This is a genomic window from Streptomyces sp. CA-288835 (assembly GCF_050936385.1).
GTDB lineage: Bacteria > Actinomycetota > Actinomycetes > Streptomycetales > Streptomycetaceae > Streptomyces.
Genome location: NZ_JBNJMW010000001.1, coordinates 2,607,410 through 2,629,674 on the forward strand (window position 1 = coordinate 2,607,410; position 22,265 = coordinate 2,629,674).

Sequence of the window (22,265 nt, forward strand, 5' to 3'; positions counted from 1 at the left end):
GGCACCCGGCACCCGGCACCCGGCACCCGACCACAAGCCCTCCGCGGGGCCCTACCAGCCGAGCTTGTCGCAACCGACGTGCCCGACCGGTTCGACCTGCAAGGTCGCGTGAGCGACACCGTGGCGCTCGCGCAGCAGATCGCCGGCCCGGTCCAGCACGTCGTGGCCATCGGTGTGGTCGTCGGTGACCAGGTGGGCGGTGGCCACGTGCATGCCGGAGGTCAGTGTCCACAGGTGCAGGTCGTGCACGTCCCGTACGCCGTCGACGGCTGCCAGATCGTCGGCCACGGCAGCCGGTTCCATGCCTGCCGGTGCCTGCTGCCCGAGAACCGCCAGGACCTCACGCCCCAGAGCGATGGCACGCACGGCCACGAAGACGCCGATGGCGAGAGCCACCACGGTGTCCCAGACGGGCTGCCCGGTCGCGGCCACCAGCCAGCCGGCCACGATCACCCCCACCGAGCCCGCGGTGTCGGCCACCACCTCCATGTAGGCGCCCTTGACGTTCAGGCTCTCGGCCGCCCCCGAACGCAGCAGGAACAGCGCCACCAGATTGACCACCAGGCCGATCGCCCCGACGACGAGCATCGGACCGGACGACACCTCCGCGTCAGCGCCGATCCGGCCGATCGCCTCGACGACCACGTACACCGCCACGCCGAGCATCAGCAGCACCGACAGCAAAGAGGCGAACACCTCCGCCCGGTAGGAGCCGTAGGTGCGACGGCCGGTGGGGTCGGAACGGGTGGCGATGCGGGTCGCCACGAGGGCCGCACCCAGTGCCACCACATCGGCGGCCATGTGCCCGGCGTCCGACAGCAGGGCCAGCGAGCCCGACAGCAGCCCATAGGCCAGCTCCACCAGGAAGTAGGAGCCGATCAAGCCGAAGGACACCGCCAGCCGCCACCGGTGCCGGCCTCCCGCGTGACCGCCTGCGCCGTGGCTGTGACTGTGACCGCTCATGATCGTGTCCTCCCCGATTCCGGTGGCTTCCTGGGTCAGAGAAGCACGCCGTGAACCGGGTGGGCAAAGGCTGCATCGGTGACCGTTGTCATGTCCGTTAGCAAGCCTCTGACCTGCGGAAACTCATCAAGCAGTGATCGTTGCCAAGTGACGGCGTCGCGAGCCCCACCCTGTCGTGAACCAGTGGGCGAGTCGGTGGGTACGCTTCAAGGGCGTACGGGTTCTGACGTCCCGTAGGCCGCCATCCGCTCCCCGTCCGAACCAGCGACGCACTCCCGAAAGCCCCGACCTGATGCGACCGCCCCACCCGACAGAAGCCGCCTCGCCGGCTTCCGGTGCGCTGCGCGGACTTCGGGCCGGGGTGCTGGCGGTCCTGTGTGTGCTGCTGCCGCTGGCCGGACATGTCCTGTCGCAGGGGCATGCGCCTCGGTGGGTCATCGTGGCCGGGATGGCGGCGGTGGCCGGGCCGGGCGCGGCGGTTCTGACGCGGCATCGGCTGACGGACACGCAGCTGCTGGGCGTGCTCGCGCTCGCTCAACTCGCCTACCACGTCGCGTACTCGTTGCCGGGTGCCTGCGTGGCGGTGACGGGACAGGACGGCACCTTCGGCGGCTCGTCCTGGCTGGTCGAGCACGCCGCGGTGTCCGGGCAGCCGCCCGGTGTGCTGCTCGCCGGGCACCTGGTCACCCTGCTGCTCGCCGCCCGTCTGATGGGCGTCACGGAGCGGCTGCTGTGGCAGAGCAGGCCGCTGCTGGCGGCCGTACGACGTCTGCTGGTGTTCGTCTGGCCGCTGCTGAACGGCCGTCACGGCACCGGTCCGCAGATCGCGCTCCCCGACAGCACCTCGCCGCCGATGTCGGCGCTGCTGGTGCGGTTGAACGAGGGCAGGGCTCCGCCGCCCACCGGGCACGGTCCCTTCGCCCTTCTCCGGCCGACGCCGATCGGCGCCCCCTGCATGCCCTGACGGGTCTGACGCGAGGGCCGCCCGGCGGGCCGGTCCCTCCCACCCGGCGACCACGTCGCCGGGGCCACAGAGAGTCCCGCGTCATGAACGTCACCGACCGGCGTGCCGTCCGCACGGCGGCACGTACCCTCGTCGCACCCGCCGCTCTGGCGGTCCTGGCCATCACCGTCCCGCAGGCCGCAGCCCACACCGAACTCGACACCGCCAGTCCGGGCGCGGGCGCCACACTCGCCGGACTGCCCCCGCGCGTCACGCTGTCCTTCAGCGACGCGATGGCCCAGAAGTACTCCAAGCTCGCCGTCACCGGCCCGGACGGCGCCCCGGCCGCCGAGGGCGGTCCGCAGGTCGAGGGCAGGACCGTCAGCATTCCCCTCGACACCAGCTCTCCAGCCGGCCGCTACACCGTGGGCTATCGGGTCGTCTCCGCCGACGGCCATCCGGTCTCGGGCTCGTACACCTTCACCGTCAAGGAGGCGGACAGTCCCAGCCCGTCTCCCCGTGCGGCGGAATCGGCCGATGTGCCGGCTCGGCAGCCCGAGTCGGAACAGGCCGGCGGGGAGTCTTCGGACGCGGGCGGCACGATGCTGCTCGCTGCCGGTGTGCTGGCCGTCGCGGTGGCGGCTGCGGGCAGGTTCGTGTCGCGGCGGAGGCGAGCCGGCCGTGGCCACTGACACCACCAAGCCCCTGCGGCTGCCGCCTCTGTCCCTCGTGCTGGTCGCATCGGTCTGCCTCGCCGTCGCCGTGACGGTGGCCGCCGTGCGGGCCGGTGGCGGCGCGACGGTCGAGATCCCCGGGATCCCGGACGCGGGCGCCGTGACCGCCTGGGGGCTGCCGGTGGCCCGTACCGTCACGGACGCCGCCGCGGTGGCCACCATCGGCTCGCTGCTCCTGGTCGTCGTCCTGCTGCCGGGCGGCAAGAGACTCGGCCCCACGCAGCTGCGTTACCTCAACTGGGCTGCGGCGGCAGGGGCGTTGTGGGCCGCCGCCTCGGCCGCCACCCTGGTGTTCACGCTCTCCGACCTTTTCGCCCAGCCGGTCGGCGACGTCCTGTCCCCCGCCGTACTGGCCGACTTCGTATCCACGGACCCCCAAGGGCGGTCGTACGCCCTGATGGCGGCTGCCGGAGGCGTCATCGCGACGCTCTGCGTGGGCATCGGTACGGCGCGCTGGGCCCGCCTGGCGCTCCTGGTCGCCCTCGCCGGACTGCTGCCGCCCGCGTTCACCGGCCACTCCTCGGCTTCCGGCAACCATGACGCGGCGGTCACCAGCCTCGCGCTGCACCTGGTCGGTGTGGCCCTGTGGGTCGGCGGGCTGGTCTTCGTGCTGGTCCTCGCGGCCCGGCGGGAGCCGGACGCGGCGGCAGCGGCCCGCCGTTTCAGTCCCCTCGCCGGCTGGGCACTGCTCGCGGTCGCGGCCAGCGGCATCGTCAATGCCGCTGTCCGGCTCCCGTCCCTGGGCGACGTGTTCACCAGCCGGTACGGGCTGATGGTCATCGGCAAGGCAGTCGCGCTCACCCTGCTCGGTGCCGTCGGCTGGTGGCACCGCCGCCGCACGCTGCCCGCTCTCGCGGACGGCAGCCGACGGGAGTTCGTCCGGCTCGCGGCCGGTGAACTGCTGCTCATGGCCGCCGCGATGGGACTCGCGGTGGGCCTGTCGCGTACCCCGGCGCCCGGCGCCGAGGACGCGTCGCTCTCCTCCGCCGAGGAACTGCTGGGCTTCCCCATGCCTCCGCCGCTCGGCGACTTCCCGTGGACGCCGCTGTTCACCCAGTGGCACTTCGACCCGCTGTTCGCGTTCGGCACCGCGGCGGCCGCACTGCTGTACCTGGCAGGCGTACGCAAGCTGCGCGCCCGAGGCGACAAGTGGCCCGTCGGGCGCACGATTTCGTGGCTGCTGGGCCTGGTGGTGACCGTGCTGGCGACCATGAGCGGGCTGGCGGTCTACGGCAAGGTGCTGTTCAGCGTGCACATGGGCCAGCACATGATCCTCGCGATGACGGTGCCGATCCTGCTCGTGCTGGGCGCGCCCGCCACGCTCGCCCTGCGCGCCCTGCCCCGCGCCCCCAAGGGGGAGCCGGACGGGCCACGGGAGATGCTCCTCAAGCTGCTGCACAGCCGCTACGTGAAGGTCATCTCGCATCCGGTGGTGGCGAGCGTGCTGTTCATCGGCAGCGCCTTCGTCGTCTACTACAGCTCTCTCTTCGAGACCCTGATGCGCAGTCATCTGGGCCATATGTTCATGCTGGTGCATTTCCTGGCCGTCGGACTGCTGTTCTTCTGGGTCGTCATCGGCATCGACCCCGGACCGCACCGACCGCCCCATCTGGGCCGTCTGTTCGTGCTGATCCTGACGATGCCGTTCCACTCCTGGTTCAGCATCTCGCTGATGAGCTCGACCGCGCTGATCGGCGAGGGCTGGTGGTCGGCGCTCGACCGGCCCTGGGTCGAGTATCCGCTGGACGACCAGTACGACGCCGGGGCCATCGCCTGGGCCACCGGCGACATCCCCGTCCTGATCACCACGATCATCCTGGCCATCCAGTGGGTCCGCTCCGACCAGCGCGAGGCCCGCCGCGTCGACCGGAAGATCGACCGCGGCGACGCGAACGACCCGCTGGCCGCCTACAACGCCTATCTGGCGAGCCTGCACGCCCGCGACCGGCAGCCGGCCCGCACCACCAACTCCGCCCCCACCGAGGAATCATGAAGAACGTCAAGAAGCACCTCATCGCCGGCGCGGCGCTCGTGGCCCTGTTCGTCGTCGTCCTCGGCGCCTTCGTGCTGTTCTCTCCCGACGACCGCGACGCAGGCGGCGTGAATGTGCAGCCGGCCGCCGAGGCGCTGCCCGTCCGCGACAGCAGCCATCGCCTCACCGACCCGAAGAAGAGCGAGCTCACGGTCGTGGAGTTCCTGGACTTCGAGTGCGAGGCATGCGGGGCGATGTACCCGGTCGTGGAGAAGCTGCGCGAGGAGTACGGCGACCGGGTCACCTTCGTCGCCCGCTACTTCCCCATGCCCGGCCACCGCAACGCCGAGCCCGCCGCACGCGCCGCCGAAGCCGCCGCCCGCCAGGGCAAGTTCGAGGAGATGTACACCAAGCTCTTCACCACCCAGAAGGAGTGGGGCGAGTCAAAGGAGTGGAAAGAGTCCGTCTTCCGCGGCTACGCCGAGCAACTCGGCCTGGACATGAAGAAGTTCGACGCCGACCTCGCTGATCCGGAGACCGCCGGACGCGTCCAGGACGACCAGCGCGACGGCCTCGGGCTGGGCGTGCAGGGCACCCCGACCTTCTTCCTCGACGGAACCATGATCCAAACCCCCGGTTCATACAAGGCGTTCAAGGCGCTCATCGACAACCGGCTGTCCGACTGACGCAAACGGGGAGGCAGCACCATGCAGTACCTGATCGACCAGGCACGTGTCTTCCGCGCCCGCGCGGCAGCCCACACCGTGAACCTGGCCGCCGTCGCCCGGCGCCATCGGCCGCGGGCGATGTTCATCTCCTGCTCCGACGCCCGCGTCGTACCCGCCCTGATCACCGCCGCCCAGCCAGGAGACCTCTTCGAACTGCGCACATACGGAGGGGTGATACCTCCCTACGACGCGAAGACGCCGACCGGCGAGGGACGGACGATGGAGTACGCGGTCAACGAACTGCACGTCTCGGACATCATCGTCTGCGGCCACTCGCACTGCGACGTCGTCACTCAGGCGATGCGCGACAACCTGGCCACGTCCGGCATACCGGAGCCCGACGAAGGTCCGGCCCTGCTCGCCGGAGACCTGACCGCCACCGGGCACTGGCACGTGCTCACGCAGCTCGACGCGCTCAGCAACTACCCGTGCGTCGCGCCCCGGCTGGCCGACGGGTCGCTGCACCTGCACGCCTGGTTCCACGACATCGACACCGGCACGACCGTGGCCCACCACGCCCGCGCCAGTGCCTTCCTGCCCCTGTGAACAGCCCCACCCGACCCGACGTATACGACAAGGTGAACGCCCGTGACCTCCCCCAGCCGACTCGTCTACGACGAACGCCTGACCGCCCCGAGAATCTGGTGGGCCATCGCCGTCCTCTTCGGCCTCTCCCTGGCCTTGGTCTTCCTCCCCTACGGGCTGATCGCCGCGCTCATCGCCCTGGCCATCGGCACCTGTCTGGCCGGGATGTACGTCAGCGCACAGGGATCGACACGCATCCGGGTCACCGGCGACACGTTGTTCGTCATGGACGCCCGCATCCCGCTGACCGCGTTGGGGCAGCCGGAGGTCCTCGACGGCGAGGAAGCGCGGGCCTGGCGGACGTACAAGGCCGATCTGCGGGCGTTCATGGCGATGCGCAGCTTCATCCCCACCGCGGTACGCGTCGAGATCCTCGACCCCGACGACCCCACCCCGTACCTCTACCTCTCCACCCGGACGCCGGACCGGCTTGCCGAGGCGATCAGTGCGCGGGCCTGATCGTGCGGCTGTTTCCGGGACGGGCGCCGACCGGTAGGGGATGACGGGCGGTCGTGCAGCGCGATGACGTGAACGGGCGCGCGGGGCGTGCCGGGGCAGGCCGGGCCAGCCGCGCGGGAACGTGCGCGCGGGCCGGTCTGTTCGCCGTGCTCGTCACCGTGCTCGCGGCCTTCGGACACCACGCGATCGCCGAAGGGACGGTGCCCTGGCGGCTGGTGGGCGGAGCGGTCGTGGCCCAGTTCGCGGCGGTCTGGCCGCTGGCACGTCGCCGCTACGGACCGGCCGCGACCGTCGCGTTCACCCTGGCGGCGCAGGGTGTGCTGCATCTCGCGCTGTCCTTCGCGGACGGCGACACGTCGGCGGCGATGCCGGGACACGCGATGCACGCCGGGCACGTCACTGCCGAGGCGGGGGACGGTCACGCGTGGCATCACGCCGGGGCGGCGATGACGACCGTGCACGTGGTCGCCGCGCTGGTCGTGGCCTGGCTGCTGCACCGGGCGGACGCGCGGATGACGGCCGCCCTCGGCACGCTTGCGACGCTGGCCAGGGCGGCCGTTGCGGCCCTGGCCCAGATGCGGCCGCGACTGGTCCACGACACCGGCCGCATGGTGTTCGCGCTGCCCGACCGGCGGCCGGGGGCCCTCTTCGAGGTGGCGGCGCACGCATGGGATGACGTACTCGAGCACGCGGTGGTGCGCAGGGGACCACCGCGGCGGGAGCGCCTCCAGTCCCTCACCGGTCCCTGACGTCTGCGGGGCCGGCTCTTCCCGTACCAGCAAGGAGTTCCCCTGTGTCCATCTACCACCACCGGGTGGCCCGTGCGGGCCGCCGTGTCGCACTCGCCGGTGCCGCCGCGTTGACGGCCACGCTCGCCCTGGCCGCACCGGCCGCCGCGCACGCGGAGGTCGAGGCCGACACCCCGCAGGCCCTGGCCGAGAACGTCACCTTCAGCTTCGTCTCCGAGGCCGAGTCCGACTCAGCGGGCTTCACCGAACTGCGCGTCGTACTGCCCGAAGGCATCGCTCCCGGTGACGTGGCGCTCGACGAGGCGCCCAAGGGCTGGAAGCTGAAGGCCACCAGCGACGGATACACCGTCGGCGGCCCCGCCCTGAAGACCGGCGTCGACGCCGAGCACAAGATCAAGGTCCGGCAGCTCCCGGATGCGAAGGAGGTCGCGTTCAAGACCGTCGAGACATACAGCGACGGCGAGGTCTCCCGCTGGATCGAGCTGCCCAGCGGCGGCGAGGAGCCCGAACAGCCCGCGCCGGTCCTGACGTTGAAGGCCGCGGCCCCGGGCGCCAAGCCGGCCAGTCCCAGCCCCAGTGAGAGCGCGACGACCAGCCCGACCCCGTCGGCCACCGAGCCGCCCGCTGAGGCTGCGGGCTCCGAGACCGACCCCACGGCCGCCGAGGAGGACGAGAGTAGCTCGGCGGGCTTGGTCATCGGCGGGGTCGTCGTGGCGCTGCTCGCCGTGGGCGGCGGCGCGTGGTGGCTGGTGAAGCGGCGCACCGCGGCGTCGCAGAGCTGACCTCGCACCACTGTGTCCGGGGGCGGAGCCGCATCCGCCCCCGGACGCGCGGACGCAGGAGCCGCATGCCCCGGCGAACGTCCGCGGGCCGACCGGCGTCATAGCAGTAGCCGTCTTCGAAGGGGCCGCCATGACTGCCGTACGCTCCCGTGCCCGCTCTGTCTCCGCTGCCGCGCTGATCGGTGGACTGATGTGTGCGGCTGTAGCCTGCGGCACCGAGACGCCCACGTCCTCGGGCGCCACCGAGGGGACCGAGCCGAAGAGCGAGACCACCTGGGAGGAGCCCTCCTCGTACATGTACACGCTGAAGTCCAGCGAAGGGGAAAGGTCGCTGATCGGGACCTTCCGGGTGACGGTCCGGGACGGCAAGGTGGCGGAGGCGGTCGGTCTCGACGAGAGCGGCCGGCGTGTGGTGAAGCAGTTGCCTGGCGAAGTGCCCACCATCGGCGAGCTGTTGGAGGAGCTGGAGCAGGCCAGGCGCGACAAGGCGGACACGGCGGAAGCCGAGTACGCGGCCGACGGGCACCCGGTACGGATCTCACTGGACTGGGAGAAGGACGCGATCGACGACGAGGCCCTGTACGTCATCAGCGCCTACGAACCCGCCGATGGCTGATTGCGCACCCTCGGCGTGGTGATGCGAACCTCAGGCCCAAGGAATCGCGGCCCGCGCCCGTTCCTGACCCGTGCTCACCACCAACAGCGGGTCAGGTCGGAGGCAACGGCCTGATGTTCACGTTCTCGGAGACGGTGACCTGGTCGATGTCGGTGGTGCGCACCGTGACCCGCAGGGTCCAGGTGCCGGGCAGCGGAAGCCGCAGGCGGTCGGTGGCCCAATAGCCTCCCCGGTCAGTGAGTTTCGCATCCAGCGGGCCGATCCGCTGGGCGCGTTGGGTGAGGGTGAGACGGAGTTCGGGGACCGAGGAGGGGCCCCCGTCGGGCCCGTACACCAGGGCCTCCACGGTGTTGTCGCCGACGCGTCCCGGTGCGAAGGTGATCTGCGCTGTGCCCTGTCCGTTCGGGGTGCCGACGTCGAACGGGATGGTCACCACCCGCGCCGTGGGCTCCTGGGCTGCGGCGGTCGCGGCGGCGCTCTGGACGGCGGCACGGCTGGGCTGGGTGCCGGTGAGCACCGTGGTGATCGCCAGGACCACCACGCCGAGGACGGCCTCGACGGCGACCGATCGGCGCAGGCCACGCAGGTGGCGGTCGGACCCGGACGAGGAGTCAGAGGCGGCGGGACTGTCGGCGGGGTCTCGTGGAGCGGGCGGTCCGGCGTTGTCGGTGCCCGCGGACGCGTCGCCGTCGGAGGAGGCACCCGCGCCGACGGTCTGCGCGACGCGGACGCGCTCAGGTACCCCCGCCGGAAGGGCTTCCGACGGTTGCGTCTGGTGGCCGAGCTGCGCGGTCCACTGGCGGGAGAACGCCGCCGCGGTCAACACGAGGATCACGGCGGCGATTTTGTAGGTGAGGAGCCTGCCGTACTCCGTGGTGGCCAGGGCCTCCATGGAGCCGATCTGACGCCAGGACTGATAGACGCCGGTGGCGACCAGGACGACGACCGCGGTGAACGCCAGCCGGGAGAAGCGCGCGACCGCCGCTGCCGGGATCACCGTGCCCGCGGGTGCCCGGAACAGGGCGACGGCCAGCGCGAGCAGACCACCCAGCCACACCGCCATGGCAAGCAGGTGCAGCACGGAAACGGGGATCGCCAGCGGGACCTGGAGACCGGTGGCGGCGTGCTCGGCCACGGCCCAGGTGAGGGTCAGACCCACGGCGAACAGCACCCCCGCTCCGTACACCCCGGACCCGAACTGCCGTTCCCCGGCGGGCCGATCAGCTGCGTCGGCACGGGGAGCTGACGGGGCGTACGTCGGTGCAGCGGCGTCAGCGGCCGCGCTCTCACCCGACCCGTCGGAACCGCCGCGGAGCCGGGTCGCCCACCGCGCGGCAAGGATGGCCGCCACGGCGAGCAGCAACAGCCGTGCCCCCAGGGCCAGCCCACTCCTGCCGGTGATGGTCTGACCCAGGAGCGACAGGTCGAACACGGCGGTGAGCCCCCGGCCGGTCTCGTACGGACCGCGGAGGAGCAGCAGGACGACGGTGGAGACGAACAGCGCCCTCCACCCGACAAGCAGCAGCCTGCGCAGCGGGCGCAGACCCGCGCCGGCCGGCCAGCACCCGAGGATGAACAGGGCGACGCCGATGAGCAGGGCGAGGCCGCCGTACGCGACGTAGCGGACGGTGTCGTAGAGGCGGGAGGCGGCGGTGTCGTCCGGGGGCTCGGCCGACGGCGCGATGGCGGAGCCGGCGGATGGTTCGCCGATGGAGAAGGTGAACGCGCCGGAGATCGGGTGACCGTCCGCGGAGACGACCCGCCAGGACACCGTGTAGGTGCCCTCGGGCAGCTTGCCACTCAGCGTCACTCGTGCGGTGTCGGCCTTCCCGCCCGCCCGCGTGACCGTACCCCGGTCGACCCGCAGGTTCTTCGGGGACAGGACGCGCAGCGAGCCGCCGGAGAGGCTGACGCCTTCGCTGAAGGTGAGCGTGACCTGCTTCGGGGCCGTCTTGAGGACCGAGACGTCGGCCGGTTCGTTCCCGGTCAAGGTGGCGTGGGCGGAAGCGGTTCCGGCACCGCCGAGCAGGAAGGCCAGCACGGCTCCGGCCAGGAGCAGGACGCTCAGCGGTTTCCTGGCCCGGCATGACGCGATGGGCATGAAGCAGCCTCCAGGGCAGGGGCTCGTACGTCGCGGTCGAGGACCGCGGTGTGGGGGCGTAGGAGTGTGGGGTGCAGGGGTGTGGGGGGTGCGAGGGCGGGCCGGGACGCGGCCGCCGCTACGACGCGCTCGGGGCCGGATTCGGGCCGATGCCGCTCAGTTGTTTGATCGTCCCGCCGAGCTTGGTACGGAACTGCTCCAGCATCTCCGGCTCTTTCGCGCTGAGGATCCAGCGGGAGCCGACCAGGTACTTGCCCCCGTAGATGGCGGCGGAGTCCAGCCAGGTCTGCTTGTACTTCTCCTCGGGGAAGGTGGTGATGAGGTAGTCCACCTTCTTCGTGTGGCAGAGGCCCTGACGCAGTTGGTCCGCCTCGATGCGGATCTTGGGCTTGCAGCCGGTCAGGTTGGCGATCACCTCGACCTTCGCCGGGGCCACGACGTCAGCAACGGGGCTGGTCGAGGGCCTGCGGTCCACCGCAGCGCCGTCCTCACCCCCGCTGCAGGCCGTGGCCAGAGGAAGAAGGGCCAGGCCTACGGCCAGCGCGGCGCGGCGTACAAAGCGGGCGGTGGGCAGGCTGCGGCCGGCGCGTCCTCGCTCCGGTTGCTCTGACTGCCCTGACTGCCCTGACTGCCCTGACTGCTCGGGATGCTCGGGATGCTGTGGCACCCGCTGGTCGGCGATTTTCTCGGGGAACGTACGGGCGTGCTCAATGAGCGTGTGCATGAATATCGGCCTCGTGACTCTTCGTGGGGCTCTCGGGGAGGGAAGGGCGCGAAGAGTGCGTGCTGCGCGCGTCCGGTACGCGTCAACGAGCCGTGGTGAGCGGTCGGTTGACTGCTCGGTCGGCCACGGTGGTGCGTACCGACGGTGGGGACGGTGCGCGGAGCACGCTGCCGATCAGCAGCGGAAGGTCTGCAGGGTGGCGGGCTCGGGCGCGAGTCCGCCGCCGGGGTTCCAGACGTCTCTCGCGGCACGGGGATGCGGCATGCCGGACACGATGACGAGGGACGCAAGCGTCTCGTTCGCGGTCGCGTCCTCGGCGAGCGACGGCGGCTCGACGAGGTGAACTGCCCGGGGCGGCATGGCGAGAGCGTCGTCGGCGGCCTCGTGGTGCTGCGATTCGGTACCGGCGTGAGCCGCGGCCAACTCCGGACCCTGCGCCTTCCTGTACTCCGATTCGATGGCGGGTGCCCCGGCGGACACCGCGCTCGGAGTGGCCGAGGAGTGGTGGGGCAGTCCGAAGTGCAGCATGACGGCAGCAGCCAGCAGCACGGCTGCTGCCGTCATGCGCCGCATCACCACCGGACCCCCGGACGTCTTGCTCGTACCGACGCCGAAACGTTACCGGCCCGCATCCCCCGAACATGCCGAACTCCCAGGAAGGAAAGGTGACATGGGCAACACGGGCATCTTCGTCGCAAGAGCAATCACCTGGTTCGGTGGACCTTGCCGGATGTAGGGAGCGAGTGAGGTCAGGAGCCCTTCCCGGCTGGCTCCAGAATCGCCACGCACTCCACGTGATGCGTCATCGGAAACAAATCAAACGCCCGAAGCGTCCGCACCCGATACCCCCCGTCCCGGAAGTACCCCAAGTCCCGTGCCAGCGCCGCCGGATCGCACGCCACATACGCGATGCGCCGCGCCCCGAGCCCCGTCAGAAGCCCGACCGTCTTCTTGCCGGCGCCAGCACGCGGTGGGTCTAGGACGATCAGGTCGGCCTCGGTGATGCCGGTGCGTGGCAGCACCGTCTCGACCTTGCCCTGTTCGATGCGGACGCGGTCGAAGGCGGCGAGGTTGTGGCGGGCGTCCTCCACCGCGCGCTTACCGGACTCGATGCCGAGCACGGCGCCCTTGTCGCCGAGGCGGTCGGCGAGGGCGCCCGCGAAGAGGCCGACGCCGCAGTACAGGTCGAGGGCCGTCTCGCCCTTGCGCGGTAGCAGGCCCTGCATGACCGCCTTGACCAGCGTGTCCGCGGACTTCGGGTGGACCTGCCAGAAGCCGCCGCTGCCGACCCGGTACGTGCGGTCGTCCGCGCGCTCGCGGACGAAGGGGCGGCCGTGGACGCGGTGCACGCCCCCGTCCTTCTCCTCCACGCGCATCACCGACACCGGCCGGTCCAGCTCCACGATCGGCAGGCGGGCGCCGGGCCGTGGCGTGAGGATCACCTGCCGGTCCTGGGAGCCCGTCGCGGCGATCGCCTCGATCGACTCCATCCCGGGCCACTCTCGCCGCTCGATGCCCAGCTCGCTGACGCCCGGCGCGGCGATCATGCAGTGCTCGATCGGCTCGACCTCGTGCGAACGGTGCCGCCGCAGACCGGCGTGCCCGGCATCGTCCACCGCGTACTGCACGCGCGTACGCCAGGCGGGCACCTCACCGGCGGGCACCTTGTCACCCTCGGCCGGCATCACCGTGCCGTCCCAGCCGGCCTCCTCGGGCGTCAGGCCCGCGAGCCGCTGCAGCTGCTCGGCGATCACCTCGCCCTTCAGGCGCCGCTGAGCGCCCGGCTTGGCGTGCTGCCAGTCGCAGCCGCCGCAGCGGCCGGGGCCCGCGTACGGGCAGGGCGCCTCGACTCGGTCCTTGGACGCGTCCAGGATCGTGACCGCGTCCGCGCGCAGGAAGCGCGAGTCCTCCTCGCCCTCCGTCACCCGCGCGACGACCCGCTCACCGGGCAGCGCGTGCCGTACGAAGAGCACCTGCCCCTCCGACGTACGGGCGATGCAGTGCCCGCCATGGGCGACGGGCCCGATCTCGACCTCGTACTCCTGCCCCACGAGCGACCCCGCCGGCGTTTTCTTCGGTTCTGCCTGCATGGCGGGGTGACTCCAGATGCGAAAAGGGGGAACGGCCGGACAACAGCCCACCAGTCTACGTGGGCCCCGCCCGGCCGTTCGACACTGAGTCCGTACGACTCCGTACGACCCTGTCAGCCCTTGGGGGTGCTGGGCTCCTTGGGCCGTTGTTCCGCGGGACCGCGCCGCACGGCACCCGGCGCGTTCCACTCCTGCTGCTTCCGGGCCCGCCTCTTGGCCACCTCGGAGGACTCCAGCTGGTACGGCACGGAGGTCACCATCACGCCCGGTGTGAACAGCAGCCGTCCCTTGAGCCTGAGGGCGCTCTGGTTGTGCAGCAGTTGCTCGTACCAGTGGCCCACCACGTACTCGGGGATGATCACGCTGACCGCGTCACGCGGGGACTCCTTGCGCAGGTTCTTCACGTACTCGATGACCGGCCGTGTGATCTCGCGGTACGGGGAGTCGAGGACCTTCAGCGGTACGTCGATGCCGCGCCGTTCCCACTCCTCCCGCAGTGCCTTGGTCTCGGCCGGGTCGACGTTGACGCTGAGCGCCTCCAGGGTGTGCGAGCGCATCAGCTTGGCGTAGGCGAGGGCGCGCAGCGTCGGGCGGTGGATCTTGGAGATCAGGACGACGGAGTGGACGCGCGAGGGGCGTACGACATCGTCGCTCGGCCCTTCCGGCGCGGCGATCTCCTCGGCGACGCGGTCATAGTGCTTACGGATCGCGGACATGATCGCGTAGAAGATCACCATGCCGAGCAGCGCGACCCAGGCGCCGTGCGTGAACTTGGTGACGAGTACGACGACCAGAACGAGCCCGGTGAAGAAGGCGCCGAAGGTGTTGATCGCCCGGGATCGGTACATGCGGCGGCGGACGGCCTGGTCCCGCTCGGTGGCCAGGTGGCGGTTCCAGTGCCGGACCATGCCGGTCTGGCTGAGCGTGAACGAGACGAAGACGCCGACGATGTAAAGCTGGATCAACCGGGTCGAGTCGGCGCCGTAGACCCACACCAGCAGACCGGCGGCGCCCGCCAGCAGCACGATGCCGTTGGAGAAGGCGAGGCGGTCGCCGCGGGTGTGCAGCTGGCGGGGCAGGTAGCGGTCCTGCGCGAGGATCGAGCCCAGCAGCGGGAAGCCGTTGTACGCGGTGTTGGCCGCGAGGAAGAGCACCAGCGCGGTGGCCGCGGCGAGCAGCACGAACATGAAGCTGCCGCCACCGAAGACGGCCTCGGCGACCTGCGAGATCACCGGGTTCTGGACGTAGTCGGCGCCGACCGCGACGCCGTTCTCCAGCAGGTCGGTCGCCGGGTGCTCGGCCATGCGTACGTTGGACGCCATGGCCAGGCCGATGATGCCGCAGAACATGGTGACCGCGAACAGACCCATCAACGCCAGCGTGGTCCCGGCGTTCTTGGACTTGGGCTTGCGGAACGCCGGGACGCCGTTGCTGATCGCCTCGACGCCGGTGAGCGCAGCACAGCCGGAGGAGAAGGCCCGCAGCAGCAGGAACACGAGCGCGAAGCCCGCGAGGCCTTCCTCCTCCGCCTTGATCTCGAAGCCGGCGGTGGGTGCCTTCATGGTGTCGTCGAGGACCAGACCGCGGTACGCGCCCCAGGCGATCATCGAGAAGACGCCCACGACGAAGACGTACGTCGGAATCGCGAAGAGCTTCCCGGACTCCCTGACCCCGCGCAGGTTCATCAGCGTGAGCAGCACGATGACGGCGATCGCGCACGGCACCTTGTTCTCGACCACGAAGGGGATCGCGGAACCGAGGTTCTCGATGCCGGAGGAGATCGACACGGCGACGGTGAGCACATAGTCGACGAGCAGCGCGCTGGCCACGGTGAGTCCGGCCTTGGGACCGAGGTTGGTGTTGGCCACCTCGTAGTCGCCGCCGCCGCTCGGGTACGCGTGCACGTTCTGCCGGTACGAAGCGACCACCGTGAACATCAGCACCACGACCGCGGCCGCGATCCAGGGGCTGAAGTGGTAGGCCGACACGCCCGCGATGGACAGGACCAGCAGCACCTCGCCCGGCGCGTACGCCACGGAGGACAGCGGGTCGGAGGCGAACACGGGGAGGGCGATGCGCTTCGGCAGGAGTGTTTCCCCCAGCCGGTCACTGCGCAGTGCGCGCCCGATGAGGATGCGTTTGGGCACGTCGGTCAGTTTGGACACGCTGAGGATCGTAAGCGGTCGGGGTACGGGGTGCCCACCCGCCACCCGACGTCTGCCCTACGAGTGAATTGAGATACGAGTGATGCAGCGGGTTCCGGCACCGACGGCATCCCCATGTCTATATGACAAAACCTCGCCTACCAGCCCTCCTGGAGACCTCATGACGCCTGCCACCGCGGAACTCATCGGTGCCGCCGCCGCGCTCCTCGGCCTCGGTGTCCTGACCGTCGTCAGCATCCGAAGCATCAGCCGCCGCTGATCACGACGGGCCATGGGCGAGCGTGCACAGGGGTGCCCTCCGCGGACCGCGCGTGTGTAGCTTGGGCATCGGTCTGAGACCCTGTTGGAGACCTTGTTCAGCTTGAGCAGTAACTCCATGAGCAGTAACAATTGACATCGGAAGGACGGTCGTGCACATCGTCATCATGGGCTGCGGGAGAGTCGGTTCCGCTCTCGCCCAGACCCTGGAGCAACAGGGGCACACGGTCGCCGTGGTCGACCAGGACCCCACCGCCTTCCGACGACTGGGCTCCGGGTTCGGCGGCCGTCGTGTCACCGGAGTCGGCTTCGACCAGGACACCCTGCGCGAGGCGGGCATCGAGGAGGCGGGCGCCTTCGCCGCCGTCTCCAGCGGCGACAACTCGAACATCATCGCCGCCCGGGTGGCCCGCGAGATGTTCGGCATCGAGAACGTCGCGGCGCGCATCTACGACCCTCGCCGCGCCGAGGTCTACCAGCGCCTGGGCATCCCGACCGTCGCCACCGTCCGCTGGACCGCCGACCAGATGCTGCGCCGGCTGCTCCCGGCGGGCTCCGAGCCGCTGTGGCGCGACCCCACCGGCGGGGTGCAGCTTGCCGAGGTACACGCCTCGACGGCATGGGTGGGCCAGCGGATCAGCAAGCTCCAGGACGAGACCGGCGTACGCGTCGCCTTCCTCACCCGCCTCGGCGAGGCGATCCTGCCGAGCTCCCAAACGGTGCTCCAGGAGGGCGATCTGGTGCACGTGATGATGCGTACGGACGACGTGGACAAGGTCGAGGCGGCGTTCGCCAAGGGCCCTGACGAGGAGGGCGGTCACTGATGAGGGTCGCCATTGCCGGTGCCGGTGCGGTGGGCCGCTCGATCGCGGGCGAACTGCTGGAGAACGGGCACGAGATCCTGCTGATCGACAAGGCGCCGACCGCGATCTCGGTCGAGCGCGTGCCGCAGGCGGAGTGGCTGCTGGCCGACGCCTGCGAGATCACTTCGCTGGACGAGGCAGCACTTCAGCGCTGCAACGTCGTCATCGCCGCCACGGGCGACGACAAGGTGAACCTCGTCGTCTCCCTGCTCGCAAAGACGGAGTACGGCGTTCCACGCGTCGTCGCCCGCGTCAACAACCCCAAGAACGAGTGGCTGTTCAACGAGTCCTGGGGCGTCGACGTAGCCGTCTCGACCCCCCGCCTGATGTCGGCCCTGGTAGAGGAGGCGGTCAGCGTAGGCGACCTGGTCCGCCTCCTCCGCTTCAGCCACGGCGACGCCAACCTGGTAGAGCTGACGCTCCCCCCGGAGTCGGCCCTGGCAGGCACCCGGGTAGGCGACGTGGAATGGCCCGAGGACACGTCCTTGGTCACGATCATCCGCGGCACCCGAGTCCTGACCCCGACAAGGGAAGACTCCCTGGAGGCAGGCGACGAGCTGCTGTTCGTTGCGGCCCAGGCCAGGGAGGAACAGCTGGAGGATCTGCTGTCGGTCCGGCGGGAGGATGCGGTCGGCTGATTGCCGGCGGTACGTGGATGGGGGCGCCCTGAGTTCTCCGGGCGCCCCCATTCAGTGTTCTCCCGGGGGCCCGATTCGGCCCGTCTGGCGTTCTTTTCAGCCCGTCCGGCGTTTGAGGACGAGGCCGTTCAGGCCGATGGGGGTCTGGGGCGCAGCCCCAGCGGAGTCCAGGGGCGGAGCCCCGAGTGGGGTTCGGGCGCTGCCCCGAGTGGTTTCCGGGCAGAGCCCGAGCGGGTCCGGGGCGGAGCCCCGAGCCGGGTCCACGGGCGGAGCCCCCAGTGTGGTCCGGGCAGAGCCCGAGTGGGGTCCGGGGCGCAGCCCCGAGGGGGCCTGGGGGCGCAGCCCCGAGGGGGCCTGGGGGCGCAGCCCCGAGGGGGCCTGGGGGCGCAGCCCCAGTGGGGTCCAGGGGCGGAGCCCCGGGGATGGGACGGGTAGGGGCGGCGGGGGCGATCTACTTCTCGACGCCAGCCCGCTGCGCAGCCTGGCGTTCCTTCTCCGCCCGCTCCTCCGCCTCCATCTCGGCGAACACATCAATAGGCGCGGGCGCCTTCGCCAGGAAGACCCAGGTCAGCCAAACCGCCAACAGGAACGGCGGAATCTTCAACGCAACGAGCACCCAGCCCAGTTGCGTGGTATCCGCCCACCAGTACAGCGGAAACAGAATCGCGCACTTGGCAAGCAGAATCGCCCCCCACGCGTAACTGGCCTTCGCGTACGCCTTCTTACGCCCAGGATTACGCGTCCGCCAGGACAGATTCTCCTTGAACACCGGCCCAAGGATCAGCCCGATCAGCGGCACACCGGCAAGCGTCGTGATGATGTACGCGAGCCCCAGCCCCAACGTGTAGAGCATGCCCGGCAGATAGAAGTCCTTGGCGTTGCCGGTCATCATCGCGAAGACGACACCGAAGGCCACCCCGAAGACGCCACTGAAGGCGTGCTTGACGGTGTCCTTCATGACCAGCCGCACCACGACGAGCAGCACGGAGACCCCGAGCGCCGCGATGGCCGCGGAGTGCAGATCCTTGTTGACCGTGTAGATCGTGACGAAGAGCAGGCCGGGCAAGACCGTCTCGATCATGCCCCGCAGACCGCCGAACGCCTCGAAGAGCGCGGCCTCCGTCACCGCCCGCGAGTCATGGGCGTCGTCTTCGGTCGGCTTGTCGAGCGACGTCACCGGCTACTCCCGTCCGAGGGGTCTGAGTTCGTACTTCGGATTGAACAGCACCCGGCGGCCCCGGCTCATCGAGATCCGGCCCGATGCGATCAGCTTGCGCCCCGGTTCGATTCCCACGATGGAGCGCCTGCCGAGCCACACCACGTCCAGGGCGGCCGAACCGTCGAACAGTTCGGCCTCCAGAGCCGGGACACCGGCCCTCGGGCGCAGCGTGACCGTGCGCAAGGTACCAGTAACGGTCACTATCTGTCGGTCATGTGCGTCACCGATACGCGTACAGCCGGCGGTCTCGGTGTCTTCGCGCAGCTCCTCCGACTCGAGGTCCTCCTGCGACGAGGAGAGCCGGTCGAGCATCCGCCGGAACCGGCCCGGCGGCCTTTCGGAACGGGGAACAGCACTCATGTCTGAAGCGTACCGGGGGCCGCTGACAGCTTCGTACCCCCTGGACTTACCCATAGAACTAACGCTCGAATCGATTCACCTCTCAAACCGGTACCCCATCCCCGGCTCAGTAATGAAGTGCCGCGGATGCGAAGGATCCCCCTCCAGCTTCCTCCGCAACTGGGCCATGTAGACCCGCAGGTAGTTCGTCTCCGTCCCGTACGAGGGCCCCCAGACCTCCTGCAGAAGCTGCTTCTGGCTGACCAGCCGGCCCGTGTTGCGCACCAGCACCTCCAAGAGGTGCCACTCGGTCGGGGTCAAGCGCACGTCCCGCCCTGCCCGGTTGACCTTCTTGGCGGACAGGTCGACGGTGAAGTCCTCGGTCTCGACGATCACTTCGTCCTCGCCGGCCCCGTTCGGCTCCGCGCGGCGGACGGCGGCCCGCAGCCGGGCCAGCAGCTCGTCCATGCCGAAGGGCTTGGTGACGTAGTCGTCGGCGCCGGCGTCGAGGGCCTCGACCTTCTCGTCCGAGGAGTGCCGGGCGGACAGCACCAGGATCGGTACGCGCGTCCAGCCCCGCAGTCCCTTGATCACCTCGACGCCGTCCATGTCGGGCAGGCCCAGGTCGAGCACGATCACGTCGGGGTGGCGGGCGGCCGCGAGCTGGAGCGCGGTGGCGCCGTCGGCGGCCGCGTCGACCTCGTACTTGCGTGCCTTGAGGTTGATCACGAGGGCTCGGGTGATCTGCGGCTCGTCGTCGACCACGAGGACGCGGGTCATGAAGCCTGCCTTTCCGGTTCTGCGGGTTGTGCGAGTTCTGCGGGTCGTCCGGAACGGGACGGCCCCGCCCGGACGGTGAGCACCATGGTGAGTCCGCCACCGGGAGTGTCCTCGGCGTCGAGCGTGCCGCCCATCGCCTCGGCGAAGCCACGGGCGACCGCGAGCCCGAGGCCCACTCCGGCACCCCGCGGAGCGTCCCCGTAGCGCTGGAAGGGCGCGAAGATCCGCTCCTTGGCCTCGTCCGGAACACCGGGCCCGCGGTCCACCACCCGTACCTCGACGCGCTCTCCGAGCGTGCTGGCGGCCACCAGCACCGGCTCCCCGTCCGGGCTGTACTTCACGGCGTTCTCAACGATGTTGGCGACCGACCGCTCCAACAGCCCCGGATCGACGGCCACCATGGGCAGCGTCTCGGAGATCTCCAGTTGGACGCTGTCCTCGGGTACGCCGCCCAGCGCCATCGGGACCACCTCGTCCAGGTCGATCTCCCGGATCAGCGGGGTGACGGTGCCGGTCTGCAGCCGGGACATGTCCAGGAGATTGCCCACCAGGTGGTCAAGCCGGTCGGCACCCGCCTCGATCCCCTCCAGGAGCTCGGCCTCGTCCTCCTCGGACCAGGCCACGTCATCGGACCGCAGCGACGACACGGCGGCCTTGATAGCGGCCAGCGGAGTCCGCAGATCATGGCTTACGGCGGCCAGCAGCGCCGTACGAATCCGGTTGCCCTCCGCCAGCGTGTGGGCCTGCTCGGCCTCCTGCTGAAGACGCTGGCGGTCCAGTACGACGACGGCCTGCGCGGCGAACGCGGCCAGCACCCGGCGGTCCTCGGCGGGCAGCACCCGCCCGGACAGGGCCAGCGCCATGTGATCGCCGACCGGCATGTCCACGTCCGCGTCCTCCGGCAGCACCGGCGGCTGCGGCCCGACACTGGCCGCACAGGTCCACGGATCGACGTCACTCTCGCGCTCCAGCAGGGCGACCGACTCCATGCCGAAGGTCTCGCGGACCCGTTCCAGCAGGGCGTCCACGCTGGTCTCCCCGCGCAGCACGCTGCCCGCCAGGAAGGAGAGGATCTCCGACTCGGCGCGCAGCCGGGCAGCCTGATGCGTACGCCGGGCCGCCAGGTCCACCACCGACGCCACCGACACGGCCACCGCCACAAAGATCACCAAGGCGAGCATGTTCTTGGGGTCGGCGATCGTGATGTGGTGCACGGGCGGCGTGAAGAACCAGTTCAGCAGGAGCGAGCCGAACGCCGCCGAGGCCAGCGCCGGCAGCAGCCCGCCGAGCAGGGCCGCGGCGATCGTCAGCGTCAGGAACAGCAGCATGTTGTTCGTGAGGCCCAGATCCGCATCGGTGTGCGTGAGCAGCAGCGTCAGCAACGCCGGGCCGCCGATCCCGGTCAGCCAGCCCCCGATGATCCGGGACCGCCCGAGCCGCGCACCCCGGGCAACTGGCAGACCGCGCCCCTTGCCGACCTCGTCATGCGTGATCAGGTGGACATCCAGGTCGGGCCCCGACTCGCGCGCGACCGTGGCGCCGACGCCCGGCCCGAACACGTACTGCCAGCCCTTCCTGCGGGACACCCCCAGCACGATCTGCGTGGCGTTGACCCCACGCGCGAACTCCAACAGCGCGGACGGGATGTCGTCCCCGATGACGTGATGGAAGGTGCCGCCGAGATCCTCGACGAGGGTGCGCTGCACGGCCAGTTCCTTCGGCGAGGCGGACGTCAAGCCGTCGCTGCGCGCGATGTAGACCGCGAGCACCTCACCGCCCGCGCCCTTCTCCGCGAGCCGGGCGGCCCGGCGGATCAGCGTCCGTCCCTCCGGGCCACCGGTCAGCCCGACGACGATGCGTTCGCGGGCCTGCCAGGTGGTGCGGATGCCGTGCTCGCCCCGGTACTGCTGGAGATACTCATCGACCCGGTCCGCGACCCACAGCAGCGCCAACTCGCGCAGCGCGGTCAGGTTGCCGGGCCGGAAGTAGTTGGACAGGGCCGCGTCGACCTTGTCCGGCTTGTAGATGTTGCCGTGCGCCATCCGCCGCCGCAGCGCCTGAGGCGACATATCGACCAACTCGATCTGATCCGCCCGCCGGACGACTTCATCCGGCACGGTCTCCTTCTGCCGTACGCCCGTTATCGACTCGACCACATCACCCAGCGACTCCAGGTGCTGGATATTGACCGTCGACACGACATCTATGCCCGCGGCCAGCAGCTCCTCGACGTCCTGCCACCGCTTGCCGTTGCGGGACCCCGGGACGTTCGTATGGGCCAGCTCGTCGACGAGCGCCACCTGGGGGCCGCGCGCCAGCACCGCGTCCACGTCCATCTCCGTGAAGAACGAACCCCGGTACTCCAGCTCCCGGCGCGGAACCACCTCCAGGCCGTGCAGCATCACCTCGGTGCGCGGCCGGGCGTGATGCTCGACGAAGGCGACCACACAGTCCGTGCCCCGCTCGACGCGGCGATGCGCCTCGGACAGCATCGCGTACGTCTTGCCGACGCCCGGCGCCGCACCGAGATAGATCCGAAGCCTGCCGCGTCCCATGG

Annotated in this window: 21 protein-coding genes; 11 read left to right on the plus strand and 10 right to left on the minus strand. The window is 70.4% G+C overall.

Features of this window, described 5'->3' with window-relative positions; genetic code table 11:
• Positions 1-51: 51 nt before the first annotated feature.
• Entirely contained in the window at positions 52-963 is a 912-nt protein-coding gene (locus ACQEVY_RS11795; RefSeq protein ID WP_432947586.1) for a cation diffusion facilitator family transporter, read from the minus strand.
• Between the two features lie 292 nt (positions 964-1,255).
• Here ACQEVY_RS11795 and ACQEVY_RS11800 point away from each other — a divergent pair, with 292 nt between their 5' ends.
• The 9 genes from ACQEVY_RS11800 (at position 1,256) to ACQEVY_RS11840 (ending at position 8,531) form a co-directional block, all read left to right on the plus strand.
• Positions 1,256-1,927, plus strand: a complete 672-nt coding sequence (locus ACQEVY_RS11800) for a hypothetical protein (RefSeq protein WP_432947588.1) — start codon at positions 1,256-1,258, stop codon at positions 1,925-1,927.
• Positions 1,928-2,010: 83 nt separating this feature from the next.
• Positions 2,011-2,598 carry a copper resistance CopC family protein gene (locus tag ACQEVY_RS11805; RefSeq protein ID WP_432947590.1) on the plus strand — a complete coding sequence of 196 codons (588 nt, stop codon included), beginning with the start codon at positions 2,011-2,013 and terminating at the stop codon, positions 2,596-2,598.
• Positions 2,588-4,633 carry a cytochrome c oxidase assembly protein gene (locus ACQEVY_RS11810; RefSeq protein WP_432947592.1) on the plus strand — a complete coding sequence of 682 codons (2,046 nt, stop codon included), beginning with the start codon at positions 2,588-2,590 and terminating at the stop codon, positions 4,631-4,633. Before ACQEVY_RS11805 ends, ACQEVY_RS11810 begins: the two co-directional genes overlap by 11 nt.
• Positions 4,630-5,298 (plus strand): DsbA family protein, encoded by a 669-nt coding sequence (locus ACQEVY_RS11815; RefSeq protein ID WP_432947594.1) that lies wholly within the window; start codon positions 4,630-4,632, stop codon positions 5,296-5,298. Before ACQEVY_RS11810 ends, ACQEVY_RS11815 begins: the two co-directional genes overlap by 4 nt.
• Before the next feature lie 21 nt (positions 5,299-5,319).
• Complete coding sequence (locus ACQEVY_RS11820) at positions 5,320-5,886, plus strand: carbonic anhydrase (protein WP_432947596.1); 567 nt, start codon at positions 5,320-5,322, stop codon at positions 5,884-5,886.
• 42 nt (positions 5,887-5,928) lie between these two features.
• On the plus strand, positions 5,929-6,384 hold the full coding sequence (locus ACQEVY_RS11825; RefSeq protein WP_432947598.1) for a DUF3093 domain-containing protein: 456 nt from the start codon (positions 5,929-5,931) through the stop codon (positions 6,382-6,384).
• 53 nt (positions 6,385-6,437) lie between these two features.
• Entirely contained in the window at positions 6,438-7,133 is a 696-nt protein-coding gene (locus ACQEVY_RS11830; RefSeq protein ID WP_432947600.1) for a hypothetical protein, read from the plus strand.
• A gap of 50 nt (positions 7,134-7,183) precedes the next feature.
• Positions 7,184-7,915 (plus strand): DUF1775 domain-containing protein, encoded by a 732-nt coding sequence (locus ACQEVY_RS11835; protein ID WP_432955179.1) that lies wholly within the window; start codon positions 7,184-7,186, stop codon positions 7,913-7,915.
• A gap of 130 nt (positions 7,916-8,045) precedes the next feature.
• Positions 8,046-8,531, plus strand: a complete 486-nt coding sequence (locus tag ACQEVY_RS11840) for a DUF6174 domain-containing protein (RefSeq protein ID WP_432947602.1) — start codon at positions 8,046-8,048, stop codon at positions 8,529-8,531.
• Positions 8,532-8,622: 91 nt separating this feature from the next.
• Here the strand turns inward: ACQEVY_RS11840 and ACQEVY_RS11845 are convergent, their stop codons facing one another.
• From ACQEVY_RS11845 to ACQEVY_RS11865, 5 genes are all read right to left on the minus strand, one after another.
• Positions 8,623-10,632: a copper resistance CopC/CopD family protein gene (locus tag ACQEVY_RS11845; RefSeq protein WP_432947604.1), complete on the minus strand. Its 2,010-nt coding sequence runs from the start codon at positions 10,630-10,632 to the stop codon at positions 8,623-8,625.
• Between the two features lie 118 nt (positions 10,633-10,750).
• Entirely contained in the window at positions 10,751-11,356 is a 606-nt protein-coding gene (locus ACQEVY_RS11850; RefSeq protein WP_432947606.1) for a hypothetical protein, read from the minus strand.
• Between the two features lie 174 nt (positions 11,357-11,530).
• Entirely contained in the window at positions 11,531-11,920 is a 390-nt protein-coding gene (locus ACQEVY_RS11855; protein WP_432947608.1) for a hypothetical protein, read from the minus strand.
• A gap of 185 nt (positions 11,921-12,105) precedes the next feature.
• Positions 12,106-13,446 (minus strand): class I SAM-dependent RNA methyltransferase, encoded by a 1,341-nt coding sequence (locus ACQEVY_RS11860; protein ID WP_432947610.1) that lies wholly within the window; start codon positions 13,444-13,446, stop codon positions 12,106-12,108.
• A 113-nt stretch (positions 13,447-13,559) separates the two neighbouring features.
• Positions 13,560-15,611: an APC family permease gene (locus tag ACQEVY_RS11865; protein WP_432947612.1), complete on the minus strand. Its 2,052-nt coding sequence runs from the start codon at positions 15,609-15,611 to the stop codon at positions 13,560-13,562.
• A 410-nt stretch (positions 15,612-16,021) separates the two neighbouring features.
• Between ACQEVY_RS11865 and ACQEVY_RS11870 the strand changes: the two genes are divergently transcribed.
• The gene (locus tag ACQEVY_RS11870) at positions 16,022-16,693 is read left to right on the plus strand and encodes an NAD-binding protein (protein ID WP_432947614.1); all 672 of its coding nucleotides are present in this window, start codon (positions 16,022-16,024) and stop codon (positions 16,691-16,693) included.
• Complete coding sequence (locus tag ACQEVY_RS11875) at positions 16,693-17,370, plus strand: potassium channel family protein (RefSeq protein WP_033318827.1); 678 nt, start codon at positions 16,693-16,695, stop codon at positions 17,368-17,370. Before ACQEVY_RS11870 ends, ACQEVY_RS11875 begins: the two co-directional genes overlap by 1 nt.
• 451 nt (positions 17,371-17,821) lie before the next feature.
• Here ACQEVY_RS11875 and ACQEVY_RS11880 read toward each other — a convergent pair whose 3' ends face one another.
• The 4 genes from ACQEVY_RS11880 to ACQEVY_RS11895 all read right to left on the minus strand — a co-directional run bounded on the left by ACQEVY_RS11880 (position 17,822) and on the right by ACQEVY_RS11895 (position 22,263).
• Positions 17,822-18,547: a DUF3159 domain-containing protein gene (locus tag ACQEVY_RS11880; RefSeq protein ID WP_165342140.1), complete on the minus strand. Its 726-nt coding sequence runs from the start codon at positions 18,545-18,547 to the stop codon at positions 17,822-17,824.
• A gap of 3 nt (positions 18,548-18,550) precedes the next feature.
• The gene (locus ACQEVY_RS11885; RefSeq protein WP_328768128.1) at positions 18,551-18,949 is read right to left on the minus strand and encodes an OB-fold nucleic acid binding domain-containing protein; all 399 of its coding nucleotides are present in this window, start codon (positions 18,947-18,949) and stop codon (positions 18,551-18,553) included.
• A gap of 75 nt (positions 18,950-19,024) precedes the next feature.
• Positions 19,025-19,708: a response regulator gene (locus ACQEVY_RS11890; RefSeq protein ID WP_189324733.1), complete on the minus strand. Its 684-nt coding sequence runs from the start codon at positions 19,706-19,708 to the stop codon at positions 19,025-19,027.
• Positions 19,705-22,263: a DUF4118 domain-containing protein gene (locus ACQEVY_RS11895; protein ID WP_432947618.1), complete on the minus strand. Its 2,559-nt coding sequence runs from the start codon at positions 22,261-22,263 to the stop codon at positions 19,705-19,707. The genes ACQEVY_RS11890 and ACQEVY_RS11895 overlap by 4 nt, the downstream gene beginning before the upstream one ends.
• Positions 22,264-22,265 lie beyond the last annotated feature (2 nt).